This is a genomic window from Pseudonocardia sp. (assembly GCF_029263155.1).
GTDB lineage: Bacteria > Actinomycetota > Actinomycetes > Mycobacteriales > Pseudonocardiaceae > Pseudonocardia.
The window spans coordinates 1-21,707 of the sequence record NZ_JAJCYB010000017.1 but is presented as its reverse complement, the minus strand read 5'-3'; the positions used below and the strand labels follow the sequence as shown (position 1 = coordinate 21,707).

Here is a 21,707-nt window from a genome sequence, read left to right as displayed (position 1 = left end):
GCCGGGCCGTTCGGCCCCGCCGGACAGGTCCAACGGCGGCACCGGGGCCCGCCGTCCGCCGATACCGTCGACATACCGACGACGAGGAGCCCGACCGTGTCCATCTCCGTATTCCTCCTGGACGACCACGAGATCGTCCGGCGCGGCATCGCGCAGCTGCTGGAGTCCGAGGACGACATCACCGTCGTCGGCGAGGCCGGCACCGCCGCCCAGGCCATCGCCCGCATCCCCGCCCTGCGCCCGGACGTCGCGATCCTCGACGTCCGCCTCCCCGACGGCGACGGCGTGACGGTCTGCCGGGACATGCGCTCGGCGGTCACCCCGGCACCCGCGTGCCTCATGCTCACGTCCTACTCCGACGACGAGGCGCTCTTCGGCGCGATCATGGCCGGAGCCTCGGGATACCTGCTCAAGCAGGTCACCGGCATGGATCTCGTCGGCGCGGTGCGCACGGTCGCAGCCGGCGGATCGCTGCTGGATCCGCGTGCCACCGCCGCGGTCCTCGAACGCCTGCGCACGGGCGACGCGCCCAGCGATCCCCGCTACGACACGCTCAGCCCGCAGGAGCGGCGCATCCTCGAACTGATCGCCGAGGGTCTCACCAACCGCCAGATCGGCGCCGAGATGTACCTCGCCGAGAAGACCGTCAAGAACTACGTCTCCTCGCTGCTGCACAAGCTCGGCTTCTCCCGGCGCACCGAGGCCGCCGTCTACGCCGCCGAGCTGCGCCACGGCCCTCGCTGACGCGCTGAGCGGCACCGCCGCTCAGCGCGCACCCGCGGCGAGCGGTGCGCCGCCCCGGTAGCCGCAGGCGTCCCGGTAGATGCGGAAGACCGCGTCGAGCGGCAGCTCGTCATAGGCACTCATCGTGGCGGGAGACCCGTCCAGCACCAACCATCCGCCCATCGCCTCCACCTGGCTCCGGGTCCGCTCGAGCACGGCGAGCAGCGACCGGTCGCAGGCCGAGACCCGCGAGAGGTCGACGACGACACGGGTCGCCCCCGCCGCGCAGAGCGCGGTCACCAGGGTGTCCAGGCGGGCGACCGACTCCCGCTCGACGGTGCCCGACACGGCCATCGTCGCCTCACCGCCGCTGCGCAACGTGGTGCTGACCTGCAGCGGCACCCGCGAGATCTGTCCGGACATCCACGAGCCTCTCGTCCTTCGGCCACCGTCGGCCGGCACGATCCGATGTCGGCTGTTTCGGTGGCGACGTTACTCGACAGCCGAGAGATCAGGCGGGATGCGGCCACAGTCCGATGGCACTCGACGGCGCCTGCGGCCAGCGGGCGGCGCTCTCGATGCGGTAGCCCGGGGGTGGCACCACCAGCGAGTCACGGTCGTTGCCGACCCAGCGCACCCGGAACCGGGCGGGACCCGGTCCGGCGAGCTCCTCGACGATCCGGCCCCAGCGCCAGCCCCGCTCCACCGGTGGAACGGGCACCACCAGCCAGTCTCCGACATGTGCGCCGGTCTTGTTCGGTGCAGTCATCGCACGTCACCTCCGGGCACTACGCTGCCCGTCCGCGGGCCACGCCGCGAGCGGCGCACGGCCCCCGTTCGGGGGCCGGAAGTCCCGCCGAGAGCCGGGCGGTGAGCACCGACAGCCGGTTGGGTTCGCGCGCTGAACCGGGCTTCGCGGGCCGCCGACGCCGAGCGAAACCCGGTTCGGTGCGCGAGTGTCGCACGGCGTGATCGGCGAGGCGGCGTCGTGCGCGGTCGCCCCGGGCGGGCCCATGTGGATCGGGATCTCAGGGCAGGATCGACCGGAGCTGGCGGCGGCTGCGGATGCCCAGCTTGCCGTACGCGCGGTGCAGGTGGTTGTGGATCGTGCGCTCGGACACGCCGATCTGGGCCGCGATGTCGCGGTCGGGCAAGCCCCGTGTGGCGAGGGCTGCGACCTCACGTTCGCGCGGGGTGAGCGGCGTGGGGTCCCCGGCCAGTGCGAGCCCCGGGGTGCGGGCGCCCTCGCACCGCCCGGCCAGCTCCCGGGAGCGGTGCGCGGACACCGCCGCCCGGGCAGGGGCCCCGGCGCGCCGGTGGGCGTCGGCGGCCTGGGCGGCCGACTCCGCGGCGAGCAGCTCGGTCCCCGTGCGGGCGAACTCCCCGGTGATCCGGTCGAGCGCGGCGGCGTCGTCGGCGACCAGCGCCTCGGCGTGTGCGGCCCAGAGCCGGACGAGTTCGCTGTCGGAGCCCGCCGCCAGCCGGTCGAGCCGGCTCGCGACCCGGTCGGGGGCGCCGAGCCGGACGACGTCGTGACAGGCCATGGCCTCGAACAGGGTCGCTCCCGCGGCGGCGAGATCGTCGGCGCCGGACAGTGCGAGCCGCACTGCCGTCGCTGTCCTTCCCTCGGCCGCCGCGGCCCACACCCGGGGTCGGTCCCGGTTGCACAGCAGGGCACCGGGCGGGAGGACATCGCCGGCTCGGGGACCGGCCGAGTCCGCCTCGGTGTGGTCTCCCGCGAGCGCGGCCGCCTCGCCGGCCGAGCTGAGCGCGTACGCGGTGCCGAACCGGCCCATCGCGGGCGCGTGCCGCTCGATCAGCGCGCTCGCCTCCCGCAGCCACCGCCGGGCCGTGGCGACCCGGCCGCGCAGCAGGGCCACGTGCCCCAGCGCCAGTGCCGACTGGCCCTGCAGCGCCTCGGACCCCAGGTCCAGCGCACGCCGGTAGCCGAGATCGGCGAGCCGCTGGGCGGCGTCGAGACGTCCCGCGTAGAGGTGGGCCAGGCTGTGGGTGAGCGCGAGCAGGTTCTCCACCGCGACCCCGGGCCCGCCCGGTCGGCACGCCCGGGACCACTCCCGGGCGCCGGTCGCGACGGTCCGGGCCCGCTCGGGCTGCGCGGCCCAGGTCATCGCGACGGTGGCGACGGCCGCCGCGCTCACCCGGGTCGAGGCCCGGGCGTGCTCCGCGCAGAGCGCGCGGTCGGCGGCGGCGACGGAGTCGGAGATCCGGCCGAGGTTGAACCGGAACTCGGCCTCCAGGACGTCGAACCCGGCGCACTCGGCCCGGACGACGTCCGGGTCCGCGTCCGGGTCCCGGGTGAGGTCGGCACGGGCGTCGGCCAGCACCTGCCCGGCCTCGGCGACGCGGTTCAGACCGACGAGGAGGATGCTCGCGCGGAGGGTCGCGGCCCGGGCGCGCAGCGCGGCGGGCGCAGCCGCGATCGGCGCGTCGGTGAGCAGCGCATGGGCGTCCTCGGAACGACCCATCCAGCGCAGCGCCTCGACGCGGACGAACCGGGCGCGCAGCCCTCCACCGGACTCCTCGGCCGTGCGGGCCAGCCGCTCGGCGACGCCCCGGTCGAGGAGGGCCTCGTCCTGCTGGGCCGCCCGCAGCAGCAGCTCCGGGTCGGTGGGCTCACCGGCCTCCGTGCGGTACACCGCCAGCCGGAGCGCGTCCTCGCGACGGCGGGCCCCGGTCCGCCCCAGCGCGTCGGCCAACGCCCGGTAGGCGGCACGAGCCCGCAGCGGGGTAATCGTGGCGCAGAGCGCCTCGGTGTAGAGCGGGTGGACCAGTCGTACCTGCCGGCGCCGCCCGCTGGGGGCGGCCACGAGCAGGTCCTCGCTCTCCAGTGCCTCGAGGGCCTCGGCGGAAAGCATCGCTTCCACCTCGGCGGCACCGATCGGTTCGCTGAGCGCCACCAGCTGCGCGGCCGCGTACGCCTGCGGGCTCAACCGGTCGAGCCTGTCCCGCACCAGTTCGGGAAGGGCACGGCCGCACGCCCAGTCGCCGGTGAGCCGCCACAGTCCGGACCGCCGGGTCAGCCGTCCCTCCTCCAGCGCGGCGGTCACCAGCTCGGTGAGGAGCAGCGGATTGCCTGCCGACAGCGCGCTCAACCGGTGCACGAGCGAGCCGCTGACCGGCGCGCCGAGCGCGGAGCGCAGCGCTTCGTGCACCTCCTCGTCGGAGAGCGGGCCGAGGTCCAACTGCTCGGTCGGGCCGTCGCGGCTGCACCATCGGATGGCGTCCGGGCTCGGTTCGCCGTCCCGGACGGTGGCCACCACGAACACCGGCGACGCCGTCACGAGGTGCTGCAGGAGGGCCGCCGATGCGTCGTCGAGGAGGTGGGCGTCGTCGACGGCCACCACGACCCGACGCGGTCCGGCGTTCGCGACCAGGGCGCGCGAGGTGCGCCGCAGCAGGTCGAAGTCCGCCGGATGCGGCCCGGCCTCGGGAAGCAGGTGGCTCACCGCCGCCAGCGGCAACGTGGCCGCGGCGCGGGTGCCCGTCGCCCGGTGTACGCGGAAGCGAGCGGCCGGGGCACGGGCCAGTACCTCGGTGACCAGCCTCGTCTTGCCGATCCCGGGCGGTCCGCGGACGACCAGACCGGGGGTGCCCGGGCGCCCCATCATCGCGGCGACGTCGCGGAGCTCGTCCCCCCGGCCCACCAGCGGCCAGGAACGCGCCATGTCCGCACGGTAGGCCCGGTGGGCTGCACCGGGAAAGCCCTACGCGAGCTCCGATCCCGGCGTCGACGACCTGAGCATCGACCGGTCCGCGGATGAGCACCCCGCTGCTCATGACCGCGCGCCCTGATCGCCGCACCATCGACGGCGTCCACATCCCGTCGAGAACGGAGAAGTCATGACCGTCGATCAGGCCAAGTTGGAGGAGTCGCTGTTCGCCACCGTGGGCGACCTCGGCGCGGCCACCTCGATGGCCGCCGCGCTGGTCGGCCACAAGACCGGGCTGTACCAGGCGATGGCCGGGTCGGGCCCGATGACGTCCGAGCAGCTCGCGCAGGCCACCGGCACGCGGGAACGCTACGTGCGCGAGTGGCTGAACAACCAGGCCGCGGGCGGGTACGTCGACCACGACCCGCTGGCGGGCAGCTACACCCTGCCCGACGAGCGCGCGATGATCCTGGCCGACCCGGACAGCCCGGTGTATCTCGCGGGCGGGTTCGACATGCTCGCCGCCATCTGGTCCAGTGTCGACCGCATCGAGGAGGCGTTCGGCACCGGGGAGGGGGTGGGCTGGCACGAGCACCATCCGCGCCTGTTCTCCGGGACCGAGGCCTTCTTCCGACCCGGCTACCGGGCGCACCTGGTGTCCGAGTGGATCCCCGCCCTGGACGGGGTCGAGCAGAAGCTCGTCGACGGCGCCCGGGTCGCCGACGTCGGCTGCGGACACGGGGCCTCGACGATCCTGATGGCCCGCGCGTACCCGAACTCGACGTTCACCGGGGTCGACTACCACGAGCCCTCGATCGGGGCCGCCCGCACGGCGGCCGCGGACGCCGGGATCGCCGACCGGGCCACCTTCGAGGTGGCCGACGCCGCGGGCCTACCCGGTGGGCCCTACGACCTGGTGTGCTTCTTCGACGCACTGCACGACCTGGGCGACCCGGTCGGGGCGGCGCGACAGGCCCGGCAGGCCCTCGCCGCCGAGGGCACCGTGATGCTGGTCGAGCCGGCCGCCGGTGACCAGGTCCAGGACAACCTGAACCCGGTCGGGCGGCTCTACTACGGTGCGTCGATCTTCCTCTGCACCCCCAACTCGCTCTCCCAGGACGTCGGCCTCGGCCTCGGCGCGCAGGCCGGGGAGGCCCGGCTGAACGAGGTCATGGGCGAGGCGGGCTTCTCCCGGTTCCGCCGCGCGGCCGAGACGCCGGTCAACATGGTGCTCGAGGCACGCCCCTGACCGAGCGGCGGGCGCGGCGGCCGGGCCGGTGCTCAGCTGCTCACGCGGATCCAGGGGCGGCCGGTCACCAGCGGCGGGACGGCCGGCTCGGCCGCGGGTCCCGCGATCACGCCAGCGGGACCCGCCAGCTCAGCCGCGTACCCCGCCCCGCCGCCGCCTCCGCCGTGAACCCGCCGCCACACTCGCGGGCGCGCGACTCGAGGTTGCGCAGCCCGCTGCGAGCCGCCCCGGGTTCGAGCCCGACGCCGTCGTCCACCACCTCGACCAGCAGCTCCTCCCCGGCCTCCACCGTCACCGTCACCGCGGTCGCCGCCGCGTGCCGCACGACGTTGCTCACCGCCTCCCGCACCACGGCGACCGCGTGGTTCCCGACGTCGGGGGGAACCAGCGCGTCGACCGGGCCCGAGATGCGCACCGACGGCGACAGGCCCGAACCGGACGCGGCCTCGGCCGCGGTGTCGAGCAGCCGTCTGCTCAGCCCCGTCGCCGCCGGACCGTCGCCCGCGGTGTGCAGGTCGAAGATGGCGGTGCGGATCTCCCGCACGGTGGTGTCCAGTTCGTCGACGGCGTGTGCCAGCCGGTCCCGCAGGTCGGGGTCCGTGCTGCGGCGCAGGCTGCCCTGCAGCTGCAGGCCGGTGGCGAACAGCCGCTGGATGACGTGGTCGTGCAGGTCGCGGGCGATCCGGTCCCGGTCGGCGAACACGTCGAGCTGGCGCAGTGCCCGGTTCTTCTCCCCCAGCTCCAGCGCGAGCATGGCCTGCTCGGCGAACGAGGTGAGCAGCGGCACCTCCCCCGGCTGGAACGCCGGGCCGCCGTGGCGGCGCAGCGCCACCAGCACCCCGGTGATCGCCTCCTCGGACCGCAGCGGCACGGCGAGGGTCGGGCCGAAGTTGGTCAGGGCCGTCCCCGACCCGTCGAGCAGGGTGCCCGCCGAGGGTGCCAGTACCGCGGCCCGGCTGTGCAGGACCTCCCGCAGCAGGAGGTCGTCGCCACCGATGTGGCGCCCGACGAGGCCGGGGCCGTCCGAGCCGTACTCCGCGCGGATCGTGAAGTCACCGCTCTCGTCGTCGGGCCCGAGCACGATCAGGGTCGAGTCGGAGCCGGAGAGCTCCAGGGCCCGCTGCGCGATCAGCCGCAGCGCGTCCTCGTCGGTCGCCCCGGACAGCAGCTCGCTGCGGATCTCCGCCGAGGCCTCGAGCCACTGCTGGCGCAGCCGCGTCTGCTCGAACAGGTCCGCGTTCTGCACCGCGATGCCCGCCGCGGCGGCCAGCGCCAGCACCACCGCCTCGTCCTCGGCGGTGAACTCCCCCCCGCCCGCCTTCTCGGTGAGGTAGAGGTTGCCGTACACGGCATCGCGCACCCGGACCGGCACACCCAGGAACGAACGCATCGGCGGATGGTTCGGCGGGAACCCGACCGAGGCCTCGTGCGCACCGAGGTCGGCCAGCCGCAGCGGCCGCGGATCGACGGTCAGCTGCCCGAGCAGGCCCTTGCCCTCGGGCAGCGGGCCGATCTCTGCTCGGGTCCGTTCGTCGATCCCGACGTGCAGGAACCGCGCCAGCCCCCCGCCCGCCCCGAGCACGCCCAGTGCCCCGTAGCGCGCGTCCACCAGGTCCACCGCGGACGCCACGATGCGGCGCAGCGTCGCGTCGAGGTCCAGCCCCTCCCCCACCGCCACCACCGCGTCGAGCAGCCCCTGCATGCGGTCACGCGTGGAGGCCATCTCCGCGAGCCGGTCCTGCACCTCGCGCAGCAGCTCGTCCATCCGCAGCCCCGACAGCGCGCTGGTCACGGCCGGACGGGAAGCGGGCTCGGGAGCACCCTGGATCGACATCGTCCTCCTCACGCGCGGCGGGGACACCTCGTGGCGTCCCACACCACGAAGTGTGCGAGCCCCACGGCCCCGGCAGAAGGGCCCTTCGCCCGTACCGGGACGGGCCGTACCCGCGAACAGTCGCGCAGAGCCGCTGCACTCCGCACCGGACCCCTCCCACACCCGGGGCACCGCCACCATGACCGACATCCCGCCCACCCTCGGACTGACCCGCGAGCAGGTGGAACGCGTGCTCGCCGACGCCGGGCGTGCCCCGTCGCTGCACAACTCGCAGCCCTGGCTGTTCCGGTTGCGCCCGGACGCGATCGAGCTGCACGCCGATCCCCGGCGGCGACTCCCCGTCGTCGACCCGGACGACCGGGAACAGCGCATCGCCTGCGGTGCGGCGCTGTTCACCCTGCGCCTGGCCCTGCAGGGCCTCGGCATCCGCCCGATCGTGACCGTCCTGCCCGACCGGTCCCAGCCGCGGCTGATCGCGACCGTCCGGCACGGCGGGGCGAAGGCGGCGACGCCGGAGCAGCTGCGGCTGCTGCGGGCCGTCGCGAAGCGCCGCACCAACCGGCACCCGTTCGCCGAGACCGCGGTGACCCGGCCGGAGCTCTACGCGCTGCGGCGCGCCGCCCTCGACGAGGGTGCGTGGCTGCACGTGGTCGAGGGGCCCGAGGACCGGGCCGAGGTGCAGCGCCTCGCCGTCGCCGCGCACCGCGTGCAGACCGACGATCCGGAGTTCGTCGCCGAGCTGCGCACGTGGACGGGAACGGCGGCCGGGCGCCGCGACGGCGTGCCCGCCGCGGCGGGCGGACCCCAGCCCGCCCCCCAGGACCGCTGGGTCCTGCGGGACTTCAGCGCCGGTGACGCGCCCGACCGGGTACCGGGCAAGGAGTTCGAGGACGACCCGCTCATCGCGGTCCTCACCTCGCACCTGAGCGGGGAGCGCGCCGACGTGCAGGCCGGGCAGGCCCTGCAGCGCGTCCTGCTCGCCGCCACGGCCGAGGGGCTCGCCGCGTCGTTCCTGTCCCAGATCGTCGAGGTGCCCGGCCCGCGGGACCGGCTGCGCCGGCTCATCGGTGCGACCCGGCCTCCCCAGGTCGTCCTGCGCATCGGGCGCGGATGGCCGGTGCTGGCCACCCCCCGGCTCCCCGTCGCCGAGCTGATCATGACCGAGCCGTCGTGGGCGCCCTGAGCGGCGGACGACCGACCGGCGGGCGCGCGGGGGTCCGCACCGCGCTGATCGTCACCCACCGTCCCGAGCAGACCCCCGGGCTGCCCGAGGTGCGCCTCGGCTCCCGTCGGCTCGTCCCGACCTCCTGATCGCCGGTGGGCGCGAGCGATCCGGGCCGGAGTGGTCAGGACCCGGCCGACCGCTCCCGCGCATGGCGGTCAAGCTCACGCCGTGCCACATCGGCCAGCCGGTCGTGGTCGACACCCAGACCGGCGAGGGCACGGGCCACCGTGCCGCGTCGGCTCTCGATCACGGCCAGCAGGACGTGCGCGCTCAGCAACGGCGAACGACCGTGCTTCGCCAGGGCCACCGCGCGGCGGAAGGCCCGCTGCGCCGATCCCTCGGAGCGGTACGGGCCGCGGGACGGGGCGAACGGGGGCAGCGCGGCGTCGATCGCGTCGTCGTCGACGGCGATCCCGACGACCTCCAGCGCCGCCGCGTGCTGGGCGCGGACGGCTTCGTGCAGCCCACCGGCGGTGACCCCGCATTCGCGCAGCGCCTCGGACGCGGTCGGGTCGTCGAGCTCCAGGGCCGCCATGAGCAGGTGCTCGGCGCCGGGGCGTTCCAGCCCGTCCGCCCGGGCGATCTGCTCGGCGGCGGGGAACAGCCGGTTCATGGTGGCGATGTCGGCTCTCGCACGACGCAGTCCGCGCAACACCGGGTCTCCCTCAGTCCTCGGGCCGCCGGACCCGGCGGGCGTACTTCTTGTGCACCGCCTGCTTGGTGACGCCGAGGACCTCGGCGATCTGCACCCAGTTCCAGCCCTGGTCGACGGCCGCCTGGACCGAGGCCGCCTCGAGCCGATCGGCCAGTCGCCGCAGGGACACGACCGCCGCCAACGCCTGCTCCGGATCGTCGGGACCGGGAACCGGGGCGGGCACGGGTCAACCGTAGTTGACCGACGCCCTCGGGTCAACTGAAGTTGACCGCCGTTCGGGTATCAGGACCATCGGCCCGGCATCGCGGGCCGTGCGCCGCTGCCGGGCCCGTGGGTCTCCGGGGAGGGTCGAGGCATCACCCGTCCGACGAGGAGTACGAGATGCCCAGCCAGCCCTACCGCCTCGCCGCGCCACCGGAGGCCGTCGACGACGACCCTCCCCTCACCGCGGTGATGACACGGCGGATCGTCGCCATCGTGCCGGACGCCGAGCTGGCCGTGGCGCTGCGCCTGATGGCCGCACGCCGGGTCCGGCAGCTCCCGGTGCTGGACGGCACCCGCTGCCTGGGCGTCGTCCTGGAGACCGACGTGGCCCGGCTGCTCGCGGCCCGGCGGCCGGAACCCGGTGTGCCGGCGCAGCGTGTCGGCGAGCTGTGCCGGCCCGTCCCCGCGCTCGGCCCCACCGCCCGCCGGTCCGACGCGGCGCGACGGATGCACACCGAGGGCACCGACGTCGTGCTCGTCACCGACGGCGAGCGGCTGCTCGGCATCCTCACCGCGACCGACCTGATCCGGTCCCTCGCCGCCGACGCGACGCGGCGGGGTACCCGGTGATCGTCGACCGGGTGGACCAGCGTTCGGTGCGCAGCGCGCTGGAGCTCGCCACGAGGGCCCCGTCGATCCACAACAGCCAGCCGTGGCGGTGGCTGCTGGGCCTGCGCAGCATCCACCTTTTCGCGGACCTGCGCCGGTGGCTGCCGGTGACCGACGCCGACGGCCGGGACCTCGCCGTGAGCTGCGGTGCGGCGCTGCACCACCTCACCGTCGCGCTCGCGGCGACCGGCCTGCGCTGCACGGTGCGCCGGCTGCCGAACCCCGCCGTCGGTGACCACTTCGCCGCGGTCGAACTGCACCCCGGCGTCGGCGCCGAGGCCGATCCGGGCGTCGCAGGCGCCATCGTGCACCGGAGGACCGACCGCAGGCGGTACCTGGACTGGGAGGTGCCCACGGCGTTCGTCGCGGAGCTGATCGACCGCGCCGCCGAGTACGGCGCGGTCCTGCGCCCGATCACCGGGGCGGCCGCGCGCGCACAGACGGTGGCGGCGATCCAGGCTGCGGCGCGGGAGCAGGAGTCCCGCACCGGATACCACACCGAGACCGCGCTCTGGAGCGGCGGTCGCACCGGTGACGACGGCGTGCCGGCCGCGAACCTGCTCGTCGACCCCTCGTCCGGTGACAGCATCGCGCGGAGGTTCAGCGAGGGACTCGTCACGCAGCCGGCGGAGGGCACGGACGGGGCGCTCGGCACCGCCTCCGACGACACGGTCTCCCAGCTGCGTGCGGGTGAGGCGCTGAGCGCGGTGCTGCTGCACGCCACGCAGCTCGGCCTGGCCAGCTGCCCGCTGAGCCAGCCGTTCGAGGTCGCGAGCACGCGCGCCACTCTGCGCGAGGAGGTCCTGGGCGGAACCCTCAGCCCGCAGCTGGTGCTCCGGGTGGGGTGGGCGCCGGCCGGCCCCCCGCTCCCGCCGACGCCCCGGCGCGCCCTCGACGACTCGATCGAGCGGATGCCCCGCTGAGCCGGCCGAGCGCCGGTCCCGGCGGGGGCCGCAGTAGGGACGCACGGCCCCTGCGCGGCGGCCACCGGGCCCCGAACCGGGCCGGGGCGGCGGGCCGGGCGACCCGGGCGGTCAGGGCGCCCGGCCCTGCCGGGCGCGCACGGACAACGGGGACGCTGGACACGAACCGAGGGAGAGGATCTGCCGTGAAGGACCCAGGCGCGCACGACCCGGCGGCGGACGGCCGGGACACCACCAGGCCCCCGGGGGTCGTGGTCGGGACCGACGGCACGGCGATGGCGTTGCGGGCGGTCGCCTGGGCGGCGACCGAAGCCCGCGTCCGCGGGGTCCCTCTGCTGATCGTGCACGCCGCCCCGTACGCGAGCGCCGACCGAGCCGCCGGGCACAGGCGGGTCGCGGCGATCCTCGGCAGGGCCGTCACCGTCGCGCGCCGGCGAGAGCCCGGCATCGCATTGCGCACCGAACGATCCGACCGCGGCCCGGCCGACGCGCTCGTGTCCGCCTCGCGCTCGGCCGAACTGCTCGTCGTGGGCATGCTCGGCGGCCACACCGGGGACGCGCTGGTGTCCTCGATCGCGCCCGCGCTCACCGCGAAGGCCCGCTGCCCGGTGACCGTCGTGCGCAGCGATCACCGGCTCGACACCCACCGCGGGCCCGTCGTCATCGGCGTCGAGGACCTGGCCGTCGACTCCGACGCGGTGGACGTCGCGTTCGCGGACGCCGAGCGGCACGGGACCCCGCTGGTGGTGGTCCACGTCCGGCACAGGTCGGCCGGGGAGCCTGCGGGCGGGACAGCACCGGAAGCCGGCCTGCGGCCGTGGGCGGCCCGGTACCCCGACGTGCCGGTCGAGTTCCGCGTGGCCTACGGCGGTGCGGGCGACCAGTTGCTGCACGCCGCGAGCCTGGTGAAGTCGTGACCTGGGCACCCTCGGTCCGGCCGGCCGCAGCACCTCGCTGATGCCGAGTTCGCCGACCGGATCGCCCGGGGCCGCATCGTCGACGGCCACGGCGACCTGACCGCCGCGGACGTGTTCTGCCTCGACGACGGGCCCCGCGCGCTGGACTGCCTGGAGTTCGACGATCACCTGCGCCACGTCGACGGCCTCGACGACGCCGCGTTCCTCGCCATGGACCTCGAACGCCTCGGCCGGCCCGAGCTGGGTGCCTCGTTCCTCGACGCCTACGTCGAGTTCTCCCGCGACCCGGCACCGGTGGCGCTGCGCCACCACTACATCGCCTACCGCGCGGTCGTCCGCGCCAAGGTCGCCTACCTGCGGCACGGCCAGGGCGATCCGGGGGCGGCAGCCGACGCCGCGGACCACGCCGCGCTCGCCCTGCGCCATCTCGAGCACGGTGCCGTGCGGCTGGCCCTGGTGGGCGGTCTCCCCGGCACCGGCAAGACGACGGTCGGCGGCGCGCTGGCCGACCGCTTCGGCGCCGTCCTGCTCTCCAGCGACCGGGTCCGCAAGGAGCTGGCCGGGATCGACCCCGCCGCGGCGGCCGGGGCCCCGTTCCGGTCGGGCCTCTACACCGCGGCGCACACGGCGGCGACCTACGACGAGCTGCTGCGCCGCGCCGGGATGCTGCTCTCCCGGGGGGAGTCGGTCGTCCTCGACGCCTCCTGGACCGACGCCCGGCACCGCGCCGCCGCCGCCGACCTGGCCGACCGCACGAGCAACGACCTGGTGGCGCTGCAGTGCCACGCCGACGAGGGGATCGCGGAGCGACGGATCGCCACCAGGGGGCCGACCGCGTCGGATGCGACCGCGCCCCTCGCCCGGATGATGAGCAGGACGGCCGACCCGTGGCCGCAGGCACGGCTGATCCGGACCGACGGCTCACTCGCGGACTCGCTGACCGCGGCCGCGACCATGTGGGAACACGCCCCTGGTCGGGCACACCGGGTCGCGGCGACCGCGGCCCGGGCGGGCTGAACCGGGGCTGATCCGGGGGTGATCCGCTGCGCCGGTCCCGGTCCACCGACGCGGCCCCGGTCGGCCGGACCGGCCGGTCCATCGGCCCGAAGCGCGAGGACGGACGGCCCGTGGCGCCGCATCACGCATGGGCCGAGGCCGGTTCCCGGAGGTGGAGTACATGCAGATCAGGTTGCACGACGGGATCGCCACACTGCTGGTCGCCGCGGTCGTCGTCCCCTACGTCGGGTACCTCGTCAACGGGAGCATGCCGTTCGTCGAGGACGTGACGGGGATGGCCGCGGTCGGTCTCGTGATCGCGCTGGTGGCGGTGAGCGTGATCGGTCCCGACGGCTTCCGTGGAACCTGGGGGCGGGTCGCCACGGTCACCGGGGTCGCCGCCGCGCTGCTCGGGGTCTCCGCGGTGTTCGTCGGGGAGACCTGGGCGATCGGGGACACCCTGCTCGCGTCGTTCGTCGGGTCGACCGTGGTGACCTGGCTGATCGCGGTACTGATCGACATCCGGGTCCTGAGGTCCGGCGGGGTCCGGCCGCTCGATGACGACCGGGCCGTACGCCGCGGCCTCAGTTCGCCCGTACTCGTCCCTCAACGCCACCGCGGTGTTCGGCGGCGTCTCGGTGACTGACAAGCCGGTCCGTGACACGATCACGTCGGCTCGGCCACCCGAGCCCGCCGACCCGGCCGCCGCGCCGCAATCCGCGCGACCGTGATCTCGCGACCGGACCCGGGCCCATCGACCATGGGAGGCACGACGTCGTGACCCGGCCGGACCGCGTGCTGCTGATCCTGGTGGTGGCCGTCGCGGTCGTCGCCGCCGTCGCGGGGGTGCTCGCGGCCGTGCGGCCGGTGGCCGAGTACGACCGCGCGACCCCGGAGGGGGTCGTGCAGGCCTACCTCGGCGCGGTGGTCGACGGCGACCACGACGAGGCCGTGCGGCTCCTCGCGGACGGGAGCCGCTGCACCGTCGTCGACCTGGACCGGGCCTACGTTCCGGACGGGGTCCGCGTCGTCCTGCGGGACGCGCGGGTCACCGGGGACGGCGCCCGGGTGCAGGTCGACGTGGCCAGGTCGTCGGCCGGACCGTTCGACGGCTCCGAGTACGTCGAGGAACACACCTTCCGGCTGACCAGGACCGGTACGGGCTGGCGCGTCGCGGGCGAGCCCTGGCCGATGTACGGCTGCGGCGGGGAGGGCTGACATGGTCGTCGGCCTGCTGGTCGTGGTGCTCGTACTGGCGCTGCTGACGCTCGCGGCCCGCACCGCGCGGGCGCCGGACGGGAAGGCGCGGGCGGACGGGCACACCGTCCGGCAGCTGTTCCAGTACCTGCTGCTCTACGGGCTGCTCGTCACCGTCGCCGTCGGGCTCAGCGGGTTGCTCGGCCGGCTCGTCGAGGCGGAGGTCCTGGTGCGCTCCGATCGGGTGGAGCTGGCCCGCGACCTCGCGTTCACCGTCGTCGGCGGGCCGCTGCTCGTGGTCGTGGCCCTGTGGTCGCGCCGCAACCTCGCCCGGGATCCCGGGGAGGCCCGGTCACCGGGCTGGGTCTTCTTCGCCACGGCCGCCTGCCTCACCGCGCTGGTGATGGCCATGACGGGCCTGGACCAGGCACTGCGGTGGGCCACCGGGCTGGCCGACCACGACGGTCGCGCCGTGGCCCGGGCCCTGGTCTGGGGCGGGCTGTGGGCCGGGCTGTGGTGGGTGGACGGGCGCGTCACCCCGCGCGAGCACGCCCGCGTGCACCATCTCGCGGGGTCGCTGATCGGCCTGGTCACGGCCGCGGCCGGGCTGAGCGCGCTGCTGACGGCGTCGCTGCGCACCCTGACCGGGCTCGACACCGGCGCCGTGCTCGCCGGGTCCGGGGACCCGATCACCTCCGGTGCGGTCACCGTCGCGGTCGGCGCACCCGTGTGGCTGCTCTACTGGGTACGGACGGCGGCACGCGCCGACCCGGACCCGCTGCGCCTGGCCTACCTCCTGCTTCCCGGGGTGGCCGGTGGCCTGGTCACCGCGATCGTCGCCGCGAGCACGCTGCTCTACTCGGTGCTCGTCTGGCTGCTGGGCGAGCCCACGTCGGGCACCGCCGCGGAGCACTTCGACGGCGCTCCCGCCGCGGCCGCGGCGGCCGCCGTCGGCCTGCTGGTGTGGTGGTACCACCAGGCGGTGCTGGCCACGGCGGGCACCGGGCCCCGCAGCGAGACACGGCGCGTCTACGAGTACCTGATGGCGGGCATCGCGCTGCTGGCCGCGGCCGGCGGCCTGCTCACCGTCGTCGCCGCGCTCGTGGAGACGGCGGCGGGCCCCGCGTTCGTGGGCGGGAGCACCGTCAACACCCTGCTCGCCGCGGCCACGCTGCTGGTGGTGGGCGCGCCGACGTGGTGGGTGTACTGGCGACGCATCACCGCCGCGGTCCGGGACACCGCCGCCGAGGAGGTCGGGTCGCCCAGCCGGCGCGTGTACCTCTACGCCCTGTTCGGCGTGGGCACCGTCGCGGCCGTGGTCGCCCTCGTCGTCGCCGCCTACCTGCTGTTCCAGGACATCGTCGAGGGCAGTGCCGGGCCCGAGACGCTGCGCCGGATGCGCTACGCCATCGGCGCCCTGCTCACCGCTCCGGCGATCGCCGGGTACCACTGGACCGTCCACCGGGCCGACCGGACGCACGCGCCGGCCGCGGCCCGCGGGCCGCGGTTCCTGCTGCTCATCGGCCCCACCGACCGCGGGCTCGCCCGCGAGGTCGCCCGCCGTACCGGCGGTCGCGTACAGGCCTGGGCCCGGGCCGACGACGACGATAAGCGGGACTGGTCCGCGGACGAGGTGCTGGCCGCGCTGGGTGACACCACGGCCGAGGAGGTCGTCGTGCTCGCCGACGGGACCGGTCTGCGCGCGATCCCCGTACACCGCGGCTGACGGCCTCCTGGGCGGCCGTCGTCATCCCCGCTCCCCGCTCCCCTGGGCCGGACCACGGCGACCGGGCACGGGCTGCGGTGCAGCAGCGCGTGACCGACCGAGCCGAGCAGCAGGCCCGCGAACCCGCCGCGGCCCCGCGACCCGACCACCACCAGCTGCGCCCCCACGGCCTCGGCCAGCAGCGCGTGGGCGGGCCGGTCGCGGGTGACGACGCGACGTACCGGCACGTCCGGGTACTTCTGCGTGGCTGTAGCACTCTGAACTGGCCCCACCGTTCTTCTCGGTTCTGGCCCCACCAGGGGTCGGGTGTGGTGCGGGTGTAGCACTCGGAGTTGGCCCCACCGAGGCGATGTCGCCCGGCGACACGCCGGTTCGGTGCTGCGCGAAATCGGTGTTCGAGCGGATCGTGTTGCTCGTCCGTCCGCTCGCGCATGGGGGCCGGGATGGGGTCGAGAGTGGAGCTGTACGCGGCGATCCGGTTCGATTCCCAGCGCAACCAGATGTCGATCCGGGCGCTGGCCGACAAGTACGGGGTGCACCGGCGCACGGTGCGCGAGGCGGTCGGCTCGCCGATCCCGCCGCCGCGGCGGACCTCGCCGCGGCCGGTGCCGGTCCTCGATGCGGTCCGAGAGTTGATCGACGCCATGTTGGTGGCGGACCGGGCGGCGCCGCGCAAGCAGCGCCACACCGCGAAGCGGATCCATGAGCGGCTGCGCACTGAGCACGACGCTGCGGTGTCGTACTCCTATGTCGCGAAGTACGTGCACCGGCGCCGGCCGCAGCTGGCCGCGCAGGCGGCGGCGCGCGAGGGCGCGCGGGCGGGGGTGGTGGCCGGGTTCGTGCCGCAGTGTCACCCGCCCGGGGCGGAGGCCGAGGTCGACTTCGCTGATCTGTGGGTGCGCCTGGCCGGGGAGATGACGAAGTGTTTCCTGTTCACGCTGCGCCTGTCGCACTCGGGCAAAGCGGTGCACCGGGTGTTCGCCTCGCAGGGGCAGGAGGCGTTCCTGGAAGGACACGTGGCCGCGTTCGAGGTGTTGGACGGCATCCCGTTCGACAAGATCCGCTACGACAACCTGCGCTCGGCGGTGCACCGGGTGTTGTTCGGGCGCAACCGCGCCGAGTCCGGGCGCTGGCTGGCGTTCCGGGCGCACTACGGGTTCGACGCCTTCTACTGCCTGCCCGGCCAGGAAGGCGCGCACGAGAAGGGCGGGGTCGAGGGCGACGGGGGCCGGTTCCGCCGCGCCCATCTGGTCCCGGTCCCCGAGGTCGACACGTTGGCCGAGCTCAACGCCCGCCTGGTCGCCGCGGACCTCGTCGAGGACGACCGGCACATCGACGGCCGGGCGGTGTCGGTGGGGACGGCGTTCACCGCCGAGGCACCGCTGCTGCGGGCGTTGCCTGCCGAGCGGTTCGACACCGCGCTGTCGTTGACCGCCCGGGTGGATCGCTACGCCCAGATCATGGTCCGCCAGGTGCGTTACTCGGTGCCGGCCCGGTTGATCGGATCGAGGGTGCGGGTCGCGCTCTCGGCCTCGGAGCTGGTGGTGTTCGACGGCCCGGCGCGGGTCGCGACCCACCCGCGGGTGCTCTGTCGCGGCGGGGCGGTCCTGCAGCTGGACCACTACCTGGAGATCCTGCTGGGCAAGCCGGGTGCGCTGCCGGGATCGACCGCACTGGCCCAGGCCCGCAAGGCGGGGACGTTCACCGCGACCCATGAGGCGTTCTGGGCCGCAGCCCGCAACAAGCACGGTGACGCGGCCGGGACCCGGGCGTTGATCGAGGTGCTGCTGTTGCACCGCCGGCTGCGCCGCGACGCCGTGCTGGCCGGGATCGCGGCCGCGCTGGGCGCGGGCAGCGTGGCCGCCGACGTGGTGGCCATCGAGGCCCGCAAGCACGCCGCCGCCGATTCGGCGATGAACGAGCCGACGGCGCCGCAGCGATCTGGGCTGCAGCGGTCGCGGGCGGCGGTGGTGACCCTGGGCGCGCGCCGCCAGGCCGCGCTTCCTACCGATGCCCGGCCGGCGCCGTCGGTGCGCGACTACGACCAGCTGCTGACCCGCCGCCGATCAAGCCCGCCCACCGGCGGACCGGACGGCGCGGACACCGCTGCTGGGGAGACGAGGAGTTCATGACCCGAGCAGCTGGTCGTGACGAGTTGACCGACGCCGCCGCGGACGCCGCGATCGAGCAGGCCTGCCGGATCCTGCGGCTGCCCACCATCCGCGAGCACCACGGCAGGGTCGCCGAGGCCGCCGCCCGGCAGAAGGCCGGCTACAAGGGATTCCTGGTCGAGCTACTCGCGATGGAATGCGACGAGCGCACCGACCGCCGCCGCACCCGGCTGATCCGCGACGCCGGGTTTCCGCGCCCGAAACGGATCGACGACTTCGACTTCACCGCGAACCCGCTCATCGACCCCGGACTGATCCACACCCTGGCCAAAGGGGCCTGGATCCGCGCCGGGCAACCCCTGTGCCTGATCGGGGACTCCGGCACCGGGAAGTCTCACCTGCTGATCGGGCTGGGAATCGCCGCGGCCGAGGCCGGTTACCGGGTCCGCTACGTCACCGCCGCCGCGCTGGTCAACGAACTCGTCGAGGCCGCCGACGATAAACACCTCTCCCGCACCATCGCCCGCTACGGCCGCGTCGACCTGCTCTGCCTCGATGAACTGGGCTACCTGGAACTCGACCGGCGCGGCGCCGAGTTGCTGTTCCAGGTGTTCACCGAACGCGAGGAACGCGCCTCGGTCGCGGTCGCGTCGAACTCCGCGTTCTCCGAATGGGCCCGCACCTTCACCGACCCGCGGCTCTGCGCCGCGATCGTGGACCGGATCACCTTCGAGGCCCACATCGTCGAGACCGGCACGCAGTCCTTCCGGCTGCGCTCCAGCCAGCGCAAACACGCCAAGACCACCACCTCGCGAGACCGGGAAAGGAGCACCCCATGAATGCCCACCCCACCGACCCCGCAGCCGATGATCCCGCAGCCGACCCGCCGACCTTCGACTACGACCCCGGCTACCCGCAGACCTACCAGCGCGACTACGACAACGCCTACGACCGGGTCACCGCCCGCGACATCGCCGACCTCCTGCACCAGTTCACCGAGCTGCACGGCAGCACCCGCGACGGCATCGCCAACATCGATCCCGCCGAGAGGGCCGCGTTCCTGTCCCACAAGGCCGAGCTGTTCACCCGGATCGCCCGGGGCGCCGAACGGACCGGCGTCGACGACTACAGCCGCCAAGTCCGGCAGATGGCCGCCGATGCCCGCGCCGCCGCCCAGCAGGCCCGGCTGCAACTCCCACAGCAGCGGGTGGGGCCAGATCACAGAAGAACACCCGGCCTCCCGCCTGCGACGGATGGGGCCAGATCAGAGGAGAACTCCGGGGCCAGTTCTGGTTGACACAGCCATCGCGGTCGTGCTGCGGGTCCGCCGGTTCTTCTGCGACAACACCGGCTGCCCGGCTCGGACGTTCGCCGAGCAGGTTCGCGGGCTGACCACGCCGCGGGCCCGACGGACCGGGCTGTTGACCGTGACCTTGGAGGCGATCGGGCTGGCGTTGGCCGGGCGCGCCGGAGCCCGCCTTGCCGGCAAGCTCGGCATGGTGATCAGCAGGGACAGCATGGTGCGGCTGGTCCGCGCCCTGCCCGACCCGCCGATCGGCACCCCGCAGGTCGTGGGCGTGGACGACTTCGCGCTGCGCCGCGGACACGTCTACGGCACCGTCATCATCGACATCCTCACCCATCGACCCCTGGACCTACTGCCGGATCGAACCTCCGACACCCTCGCGGCGTGGCTGCGCGTCCATCCCGGGGTGCAGACCGTGTGCCGCGACCGGGCCGGCGCCTACGCCGAGGCCATCCGCGTCGGCGCCCCCGACGCAGTGCAGGTCGCGGACCGCTGGCACCTGTGGCACAACCTCGTCGAGGCCGTCGAGAAGGTCGTCCGCCAGCATCACGCCGACCTCCGCGCCCCCGCACCCGCGCAGCGCGTCGATACGACTGGCAACACCGCGGCCACCAACGCCGACACCGACGACACCGCCGGCGAGCGGGCCCGCCGTGGCGGCCCGACCCGGCTCGCGGCGCGAACCAGCGAGCACTTCACCGCCGTACACGACCTGCTCAGCGCCGGCGCAACAGCGTCAGCGATCAGCGAGACGTTGGGCCTGGACCGCAAGACCGTGCGACGCCTCGCCCGCGCCGCCTCGCAAGCCGAGCCCCAGGGCGCGCACCCCACCCGAGCCAGCGTGCTCGACGACTACACCGAGCACCTGCAGCAACGGTGGACGGACGGTCTCACCGATGCCGTTGCGCTCACCGCCGAGATCACCGCCCTGGGCTACCGGGGCAGCACCAAGACCGTGCGCCGCTACCTGCAGCCGCTGCGCCGCGCACAACCGGCGACACCACGACCGCCGACACCACCCACGGCACGAGACGCGACCGGGTGGCTCACCCGCCATCCCGACAGCCTCACCGCCGAGGAACGCGCCGCCCGCGACGCACTCCTGAACCCGCAGCCCCGCACTGCGCGCCACCCGTGACCAGGTCAGCGAGTTCGCCCAGATCCTCACCCAGCGCCGCGGCCACGAACTGCGTAGCTGGATGCAGCGGGTCGACACCGACGGAGCCCCGGCCCTGCGCTCGTTCGCCACCGGGCTCGACCGGGACCCCGACGCCGTCACCGCCGGACTGACCTGCCCTACAGCTCCGGCCCCGTCGAAGGCACCGTCAACCGCATCAAGATGATCAAGCGCCAGATGTTCGGACGCGCCAACTTCGACCTCCTCCGGAAGCGCGTCCTCCTGGCCACCTGACACCGACAGATCACGCAAAGTGCGCCAGAGCCTCCAAACTCCCCGTAGGCGGCCATTTATTGCCCCGGTGACGGCCAGGGTTCTCCCCGCCGACGGCCAGATATCTCCCCGGTGATCAAACATCCGATGCCGGTGGCGAAGGGTCTGCCGATGAAGCGAGACGAGGAGATCATGGAGATCCTGGAGGCGTTCGACCTCACGGGCAGTTACCGCGCCGCCGCGGAGTTGGCGGGCTGTGATCACCACACCGTCGCCCGGTACGTCGCTCTGCGCGAGGCCGGTCAGCCACCGGTGGCCCGCGAGCACCGGGCCCGGCCGATCGCCTGGACAAGATCGAGGAACTGGTCGTGCGCTCGGACGGCCGCGTCCGCGCCGACGTGGTCCACGAACGGCTGGTCGCGATGGGCTTCCGCCGAGGTCAAGGCGCGACTGCGCGCCGGGCAGCGCCGAGTGTTCCGGCCCTGGGTGGTCGAGCCGGGGATGTGGCTGCAGTGGGACTGGGCGGAGGGCCCGCGGGTGAACGGGCGCCGCACGTCGCTGTGGTGCGCGTGGCTGGCATGGTCGAGGTTCCGGGTCGTGCTCGCGGTCTGGGACCGCACCCTGCCCACGATCGTGGCCTGCATGGACACCACCCTGCGCCGCCTGGGTGGGGTCCCGACCTACGCGTTGACCGACAACGAGCGCACCGTCAGCGTCAATCACATCGCCGGGGTCGCGGTGCGCCACCCGGAGATCGTCGCGGTCGGACGGCACTACCCGTTGACTGAACTACTGGCGACGTTTCCGCAGCTCAGTGACCATTTGGGAGGTCGGTCGTTGAGGCAGCCATGCAGGAGTCCACGGACCTCGCCGCGTTGGTGGTGCCCCAGGTCGGGCGGCTGAGCGCCACC

21 protein-coding genes and 2 pseudogenes are annotated in these 21,707 nt (G+C 74.5%); 16 read left to right on the top strand and 7 right to left on the bottom strand.

The window, feature by feature from the left end:
• Nucleotides 1-96: 96 nt before the first annotated feature.
• Nucleotides 97-744: a response regulator transcription factor gene (locus tag Q1K26_RS02935; RefSeq protein ID WP_300007562.1), complete on the top strand. Its 648-nt coding sequence runs from the start codon at nt 97-99 to the stop codon at nt 742-744.
• A 21-nt stretch (nt 745-765) separates the two neighbouring features.
• Here Q1K26_RS02935 and Q1K26_RS02930 read toward each other — a convergent pair whose 3' ends face one another.
• The 3 genes from Q1K26_RS02930 to Q1K26_RS02920 form a co-directional block, all read right to left on the bottom strand.
• The gene (locus Q1K26_RS02930) at nt 766-1,146 is read right to left on the bottom strand and encodes an STAS domain-containing protein (RefSeq protein ID WP_300007561.1); all 381 of its coding nucleotides are present in this window, start codon (nt 1,144-1,146) and stop codon (nt 766-768) included.
• An 88-nt stretch (nt 1,147-1,234) separates the two neighbouring features.
• On the bottom strand, nt 1,235-1,492 hold the full coding sequence (locus Q1K26_RS02925; RefSeq protein WP_300007560.1) for a DUF1918 domain-containing protein: 258 nt from the start codon (nt 1,490-1,492) through the stop codon (nt 1,235-1,237).
• A gap of 259 nt (nt 1,493-1,751) precedes the next feature.
• Nucleotides 1,752-4,409, bottom strand: a complete 2,658-nt coding sequence (locus Q1K26_RS02920) for a LuxR family transcriptional regulator (RefSeq protein WP_300007559.1) — start codon at nt 4,407-4,409, stop codon at nt 1,752-1,754.
• A 175-nt stretch (nt 4,410-4,584) separates the two neighbouring features.
• On the opposite strand from Q1K26_RS02920, the gene Q1K26_RS02915 reads away from it, so the two are divergent.
• Nucleotides 4,585-5,643 carry a class I SAM-dependent methyltransferase gene (locus Q1K26_RS02915; protein ID WP_300007558.1) on the top strand — a complete coding sequence of 353 codons (1,059 nt, stop codon included), beginning with the start codon at nt 4,585-4,587 and terminating at the stop codon, nt 5,641-5,643.
• Nucleotides 5,644-5,749: 106 nt separating this feature from the next.
• Here Q1K26_RS02915 and Q1K26_RS02910 read toward each other — a convergent pair whose 3' ends face one another.
• A complete protein-coding gene (locus tag Q1K26_RS02910) occupies nt 5,750-7,435 on the bottom strand; it encodes a GAF domain-containing protein (protein WP_363320410.1) in 1,686 nt (561 codons plus the stop codon).
• Between the two features lie 220 nt (nt 7,436-7,655).
• Between Q1K26_RS02910 and Q1K26_RS02905 the strand changes: the two genes are divergently transcribed.
• Both Q1K26_RS02905 and Q1K26_RS02900 read left to right on the top strand, forming a co-directional pair.
• Nucleotides 7,656-8,660 carry a nitroreductase family protein gene (locus tag Q1K26_RS02905; RefSeq protein ID WP_300007556.1) on the top strand — a complete coding sequence of 335 codons (1,005 nt, stop codon included), beginning with the start codon at nt 7,656-7,658 and terminating at the stop codon, nt 8,658-8,660.
• Nucleotides 8,648-8,788 (top strand): hypothetical protein, encoded by a 141-nt coding sequence (locus Q1K26_RS02900; RefSeq protein ID WP_300007555.1) that lies wholly within the window; start codon nt 8,648-8,650, stop codon nt 8,786-8,788. Before Q1K26_RS02905 ends, Q1K26_RS02900 begins: the two co-directional genes overlap by 13 nt.
• Nucleotides 8,789-8,823: 35 nt before the next feature.
• Here the strand turns inward: Q1K26_RS02900 and Q1K26_RS02895 are convergent, their stop codons facing one another.
• Both Q1K26_RS02895 and Q1K26_RS02890 read right to left on the bottom strand, forming a co-directional pair.
• Nucleotides 8,824-9,357, bottom strand: coding sequence for a Clp protease N-terminal domain-containing protein (locus Q1K26_RS02895; protein ID WP_300007554.1), 534 nt, complete (start codon nt 9,355-9,357; stop codon nt 8,824-8,826).
• A gap of 10 nt (nt 9,358-9,367) precedes the next feature.
• Nucleotides 9,368-9,580, bottom strand: a complete 213-nt coding sequence (locus Q1K26_RS02890; RefSeq protein WP_300007553.1) for a helix-turn-helix domain-containing protein — start codon at nt 9,578-9,580, stop codon at nt 9,368-9,370.
• A gap of 158 nt (nt 9,581-9,738) precedes the next feature.
• Here Q1K26_RS02890 and Q1K26_RS02885 point away from each other — a divergent pair, with 158 nt between their 5' ends.
• The 7 genes from Q1K26_RS02885 to Q1K26_RS02855 all read left to right on the top strand — a co-directional run bounded on the left by Q1K26_RS02885 (nt 9,739) and on the right by Q1K26_RS02855 (nt 15,989).
• Nucleotides 9,739-10,191: a CBS domain-containing protein gene (locus tag Q1K26_RS02885; RefSeq protein ID WP_300007552.1), complete on the top strand. Its 453-nt coding sequence runs from the start codon at nt 9,739-9,741 to the stop codon at nt 10,189-10,191.
• Between the two features lie 11 nt (nt 10,192-10,202).
• A complete protein-coding gene (locus Q1K26_RS02880; RefSeq protein WP_300007551.1) occupies nt 10,203-11,153 on the top strand; it encodes an NAD(P)H nitroreductase in 951 nt (316 codons plus the stop codon).
• A 185-nt stretch (nt 11,154-11,338) separates the two neighbouring features.
• Nucleotides 11,339-12,070 (top strand): universal stress protein, encoded by a 732-nt coding sequence (locus tag Q1K26_RS02875; protein WP_300007550.1) that lies wholly within the window; start codon nt 11,339-11,341, stop codon nt 12,068-12,070.
• A gap of 111 nt (nt 12,071-12,181) precedes the next feature.
• Nucleotides 12,182-13,087, top strand: coding sequence for an AAA family ATPase (locus Q1K26_RS02870; protein ID WP_300007548.1), 906 nt, complete (start codon nt 12,182-12,184; stop codon nt 13,085-13,087).
• A 160-nt stretch (nt 13,088-13,247) separates the two neighbouring features.
• Nucleotides 13,248-13,712, top strand: coding sequence for a hypothetical protein (locus Q1K26_RS02865; RefSeq protein WP_300007547.1), 465 nt, complete (start codon nt 13,248-13,250; stop codon nt 13,710-13,712).
• 131 nt (nt 13,713-13,843) lie between these two features.
• Nucleotides 13,844-14,284: a hypothetical protein gene (locus tag Q1K26_RS02860; protein ID WP_300007546.1), complete on the top strand. Its 441-nt coding sequence runs from the start codon at nt 13,844-13,846 to the stop codon at nt 14,282-14,284.
• A 1-nt stretch (nt 14,285) separates the two neighbouring features.
• Nucleotides 14,286-15,989 (top strand): DUF5671 domain-containing protein, encoded by a 1,704-nt coding sequence (locus Q1K26_RS02855; RefSeq protein ID WP_300007545.1) that lies wholly within the window; start codon nt 14,286-14,288, stop codon nt 15,987-15,989.
• Nucleotides 15,990-16,033: 44 nt separating this feature from the next.
• Here the strand turns inward: Q1K26_RS02855 and Q1K26_RS02850 are convergent.
• Nucleotides 16,034-16,261: pseudogene (locus tag Q1K26_RS02850) on the bottom strand (universal stress protein); the annotation flags it as partial.
• A gap of 171 nt (nt 16,262-16,432) precedes the next feature.
• Here Q1K26_RS02850 and istA point away from each other — a divergent pair.
• From istA to Q1K26_RS02825, 5 genes and pseudogenes are all read left to right on the top strand, one after another.
• Nucleotides 16,433-18,121 carry an IS21 family transposase gene (gene istA, locus Q1K26_RS02845; protein ID WP_300007544.1) on the top strand — a complete coding sequence of 563 codons (1,689 nt, stop codon included), beginning with the start codon at nt 16,433-16,435 and terminating at the stop codon, nt 18,119-18,121.
• Nucleotides 18,118-18,939, top strand: coding sequence for an IS21-like element helper ATPase IstB (istB, locus tag Q1K26_RS02840; RefSeq protein ID WP_300007543.1), 822 nt, complete (start codon nt 18,118-18,120; stop codon nt 18,937-18,939). The genes istA and istB overlap by 4 nt, the downstream gene beginning before the upstream one ends.
• Nucleotides 18,936-19,397 (top strand): hypothetical protein, encoded by a 462-nt coding sequence (locus Q1K26_RS02835; RefSeq protein WP_300007542.1) that lies wholly within the window; start codon nt 18,936-18,938, stop codon nt 19,395-19,397. Before istB ends, Q1K26_RS02835 begins: the two co-directional genes overlap by 4 nt.
• The gene (locus tag Q1K26_RS02830; RefSeq protein WP_300007541.1) at nt 19,354-20,544 is read left to right on the top strand and encodes an ISL3 family transposase; all 1,191 of its coding nucleotides are present in this window, start codon (nt 19,354-19,356) and stop codon (nt 20,542-20,544) included. Before Q1K26_RS02835 ends, Q1K26_RS02830 begins: the two co-directional genes overlap by 44 nt.
• Nucleotides 20,545-20,967: 423 nt before the next feature.
• Nucleotides 20,968-21,573: pseudogene (locus Q1K26_RS02825) on the top strand (IS21 family transposase); the annotation flags it as partial.
• Nucleotides 21,574-21,707: the final 134 nt, after the last annotated feature.

Bases quoted from the DNA above. Each gene is read 5' to 3' on its own strand.
- Q1K26_RS02930 (WP_300007561.1), bottom strand. From the start codon at position 1,146: ATGTCCGGACAGATCTCGCGGGTGCCGCTGCAGGTCAGCACCACGTTG.
- Q1K26_RS02925 (WP_300007560.1), bottom strand. From the start codon at position 1,492: ATGACTGCACCGAACAAGACCGGCGCACATGTCGGAGACTGGCTGGTG.
- Q1K26_RS02920 (WP_300007559.1), bottom strand. From the start codon at position 4,409: ATGGCGCGTTCCTGGCCGCTGGTGGGCCGGGGGGACGAGCTCCGCGAC.
- Q1K26_RS02915 (WP_300007558.1), top strand. From the start codon at position 4,585: ATGACCGTCGATCAGGCCAAGTTGGAGGAGTCGCTGTTCGCCACCGTG.
- Q1K26_RS02905 (WP_300007556.1), top strand. From the start codon at position 7,656: ATGACCGACATCCCGCCCACCCTCGGACTGACCCGCGAGCAGGTGGAA.
- Q1K26_RS02885 (WP_300007552.1), top strand. From the start codon at position 9,739: ATGCCCAGCCAGCCCTACCGCCTCGCCGCGCCACCGGAGGCCGTCGAC.
- Q1K26_RS02865 (WP_300007547.1), top strand. From the start codon at position 13,248: ATGCAGATCAGGTTGCACGACGGGATCGCCACACTGCTGGTCGCCGCG.
- Q1K26_RS02855 (WP_300007545.1), top strand. From the start codon at position 14,286: ATGGTCGTCGGCCTGCTGGTCGTGGTGCTCGTACTGGCGCTGCTGACG.
- istA (WP_300007544.1), top strand. From the start codon at position 16,433: ATGGGGTCGAGAGTGGAGCTGTACGCGGCGATCCGGTTCGATTCCCAG.
- istB (WP_300007543.1), top strand. From the start codon at position 18,118: ATGACCCGAGCAGCTGGTCGTGACGAGTTGACCGACGCCGCCGCGGAC.
- Q1K26_RS02835 (WP_300007542.1), top strand. From the start codon at position 18,936: ATGAATGCCCACCCCACCGACCCCGCAGCCGATGATCCCGCAGCCGAC.
- Q1K26_RS02830 (WP_300007541.1), top strand. From the start codon at position 19,354: ATGGGGCCAGATCAGAGGAGAACTCCGGGGCCAGTTCTGGTTGACACA.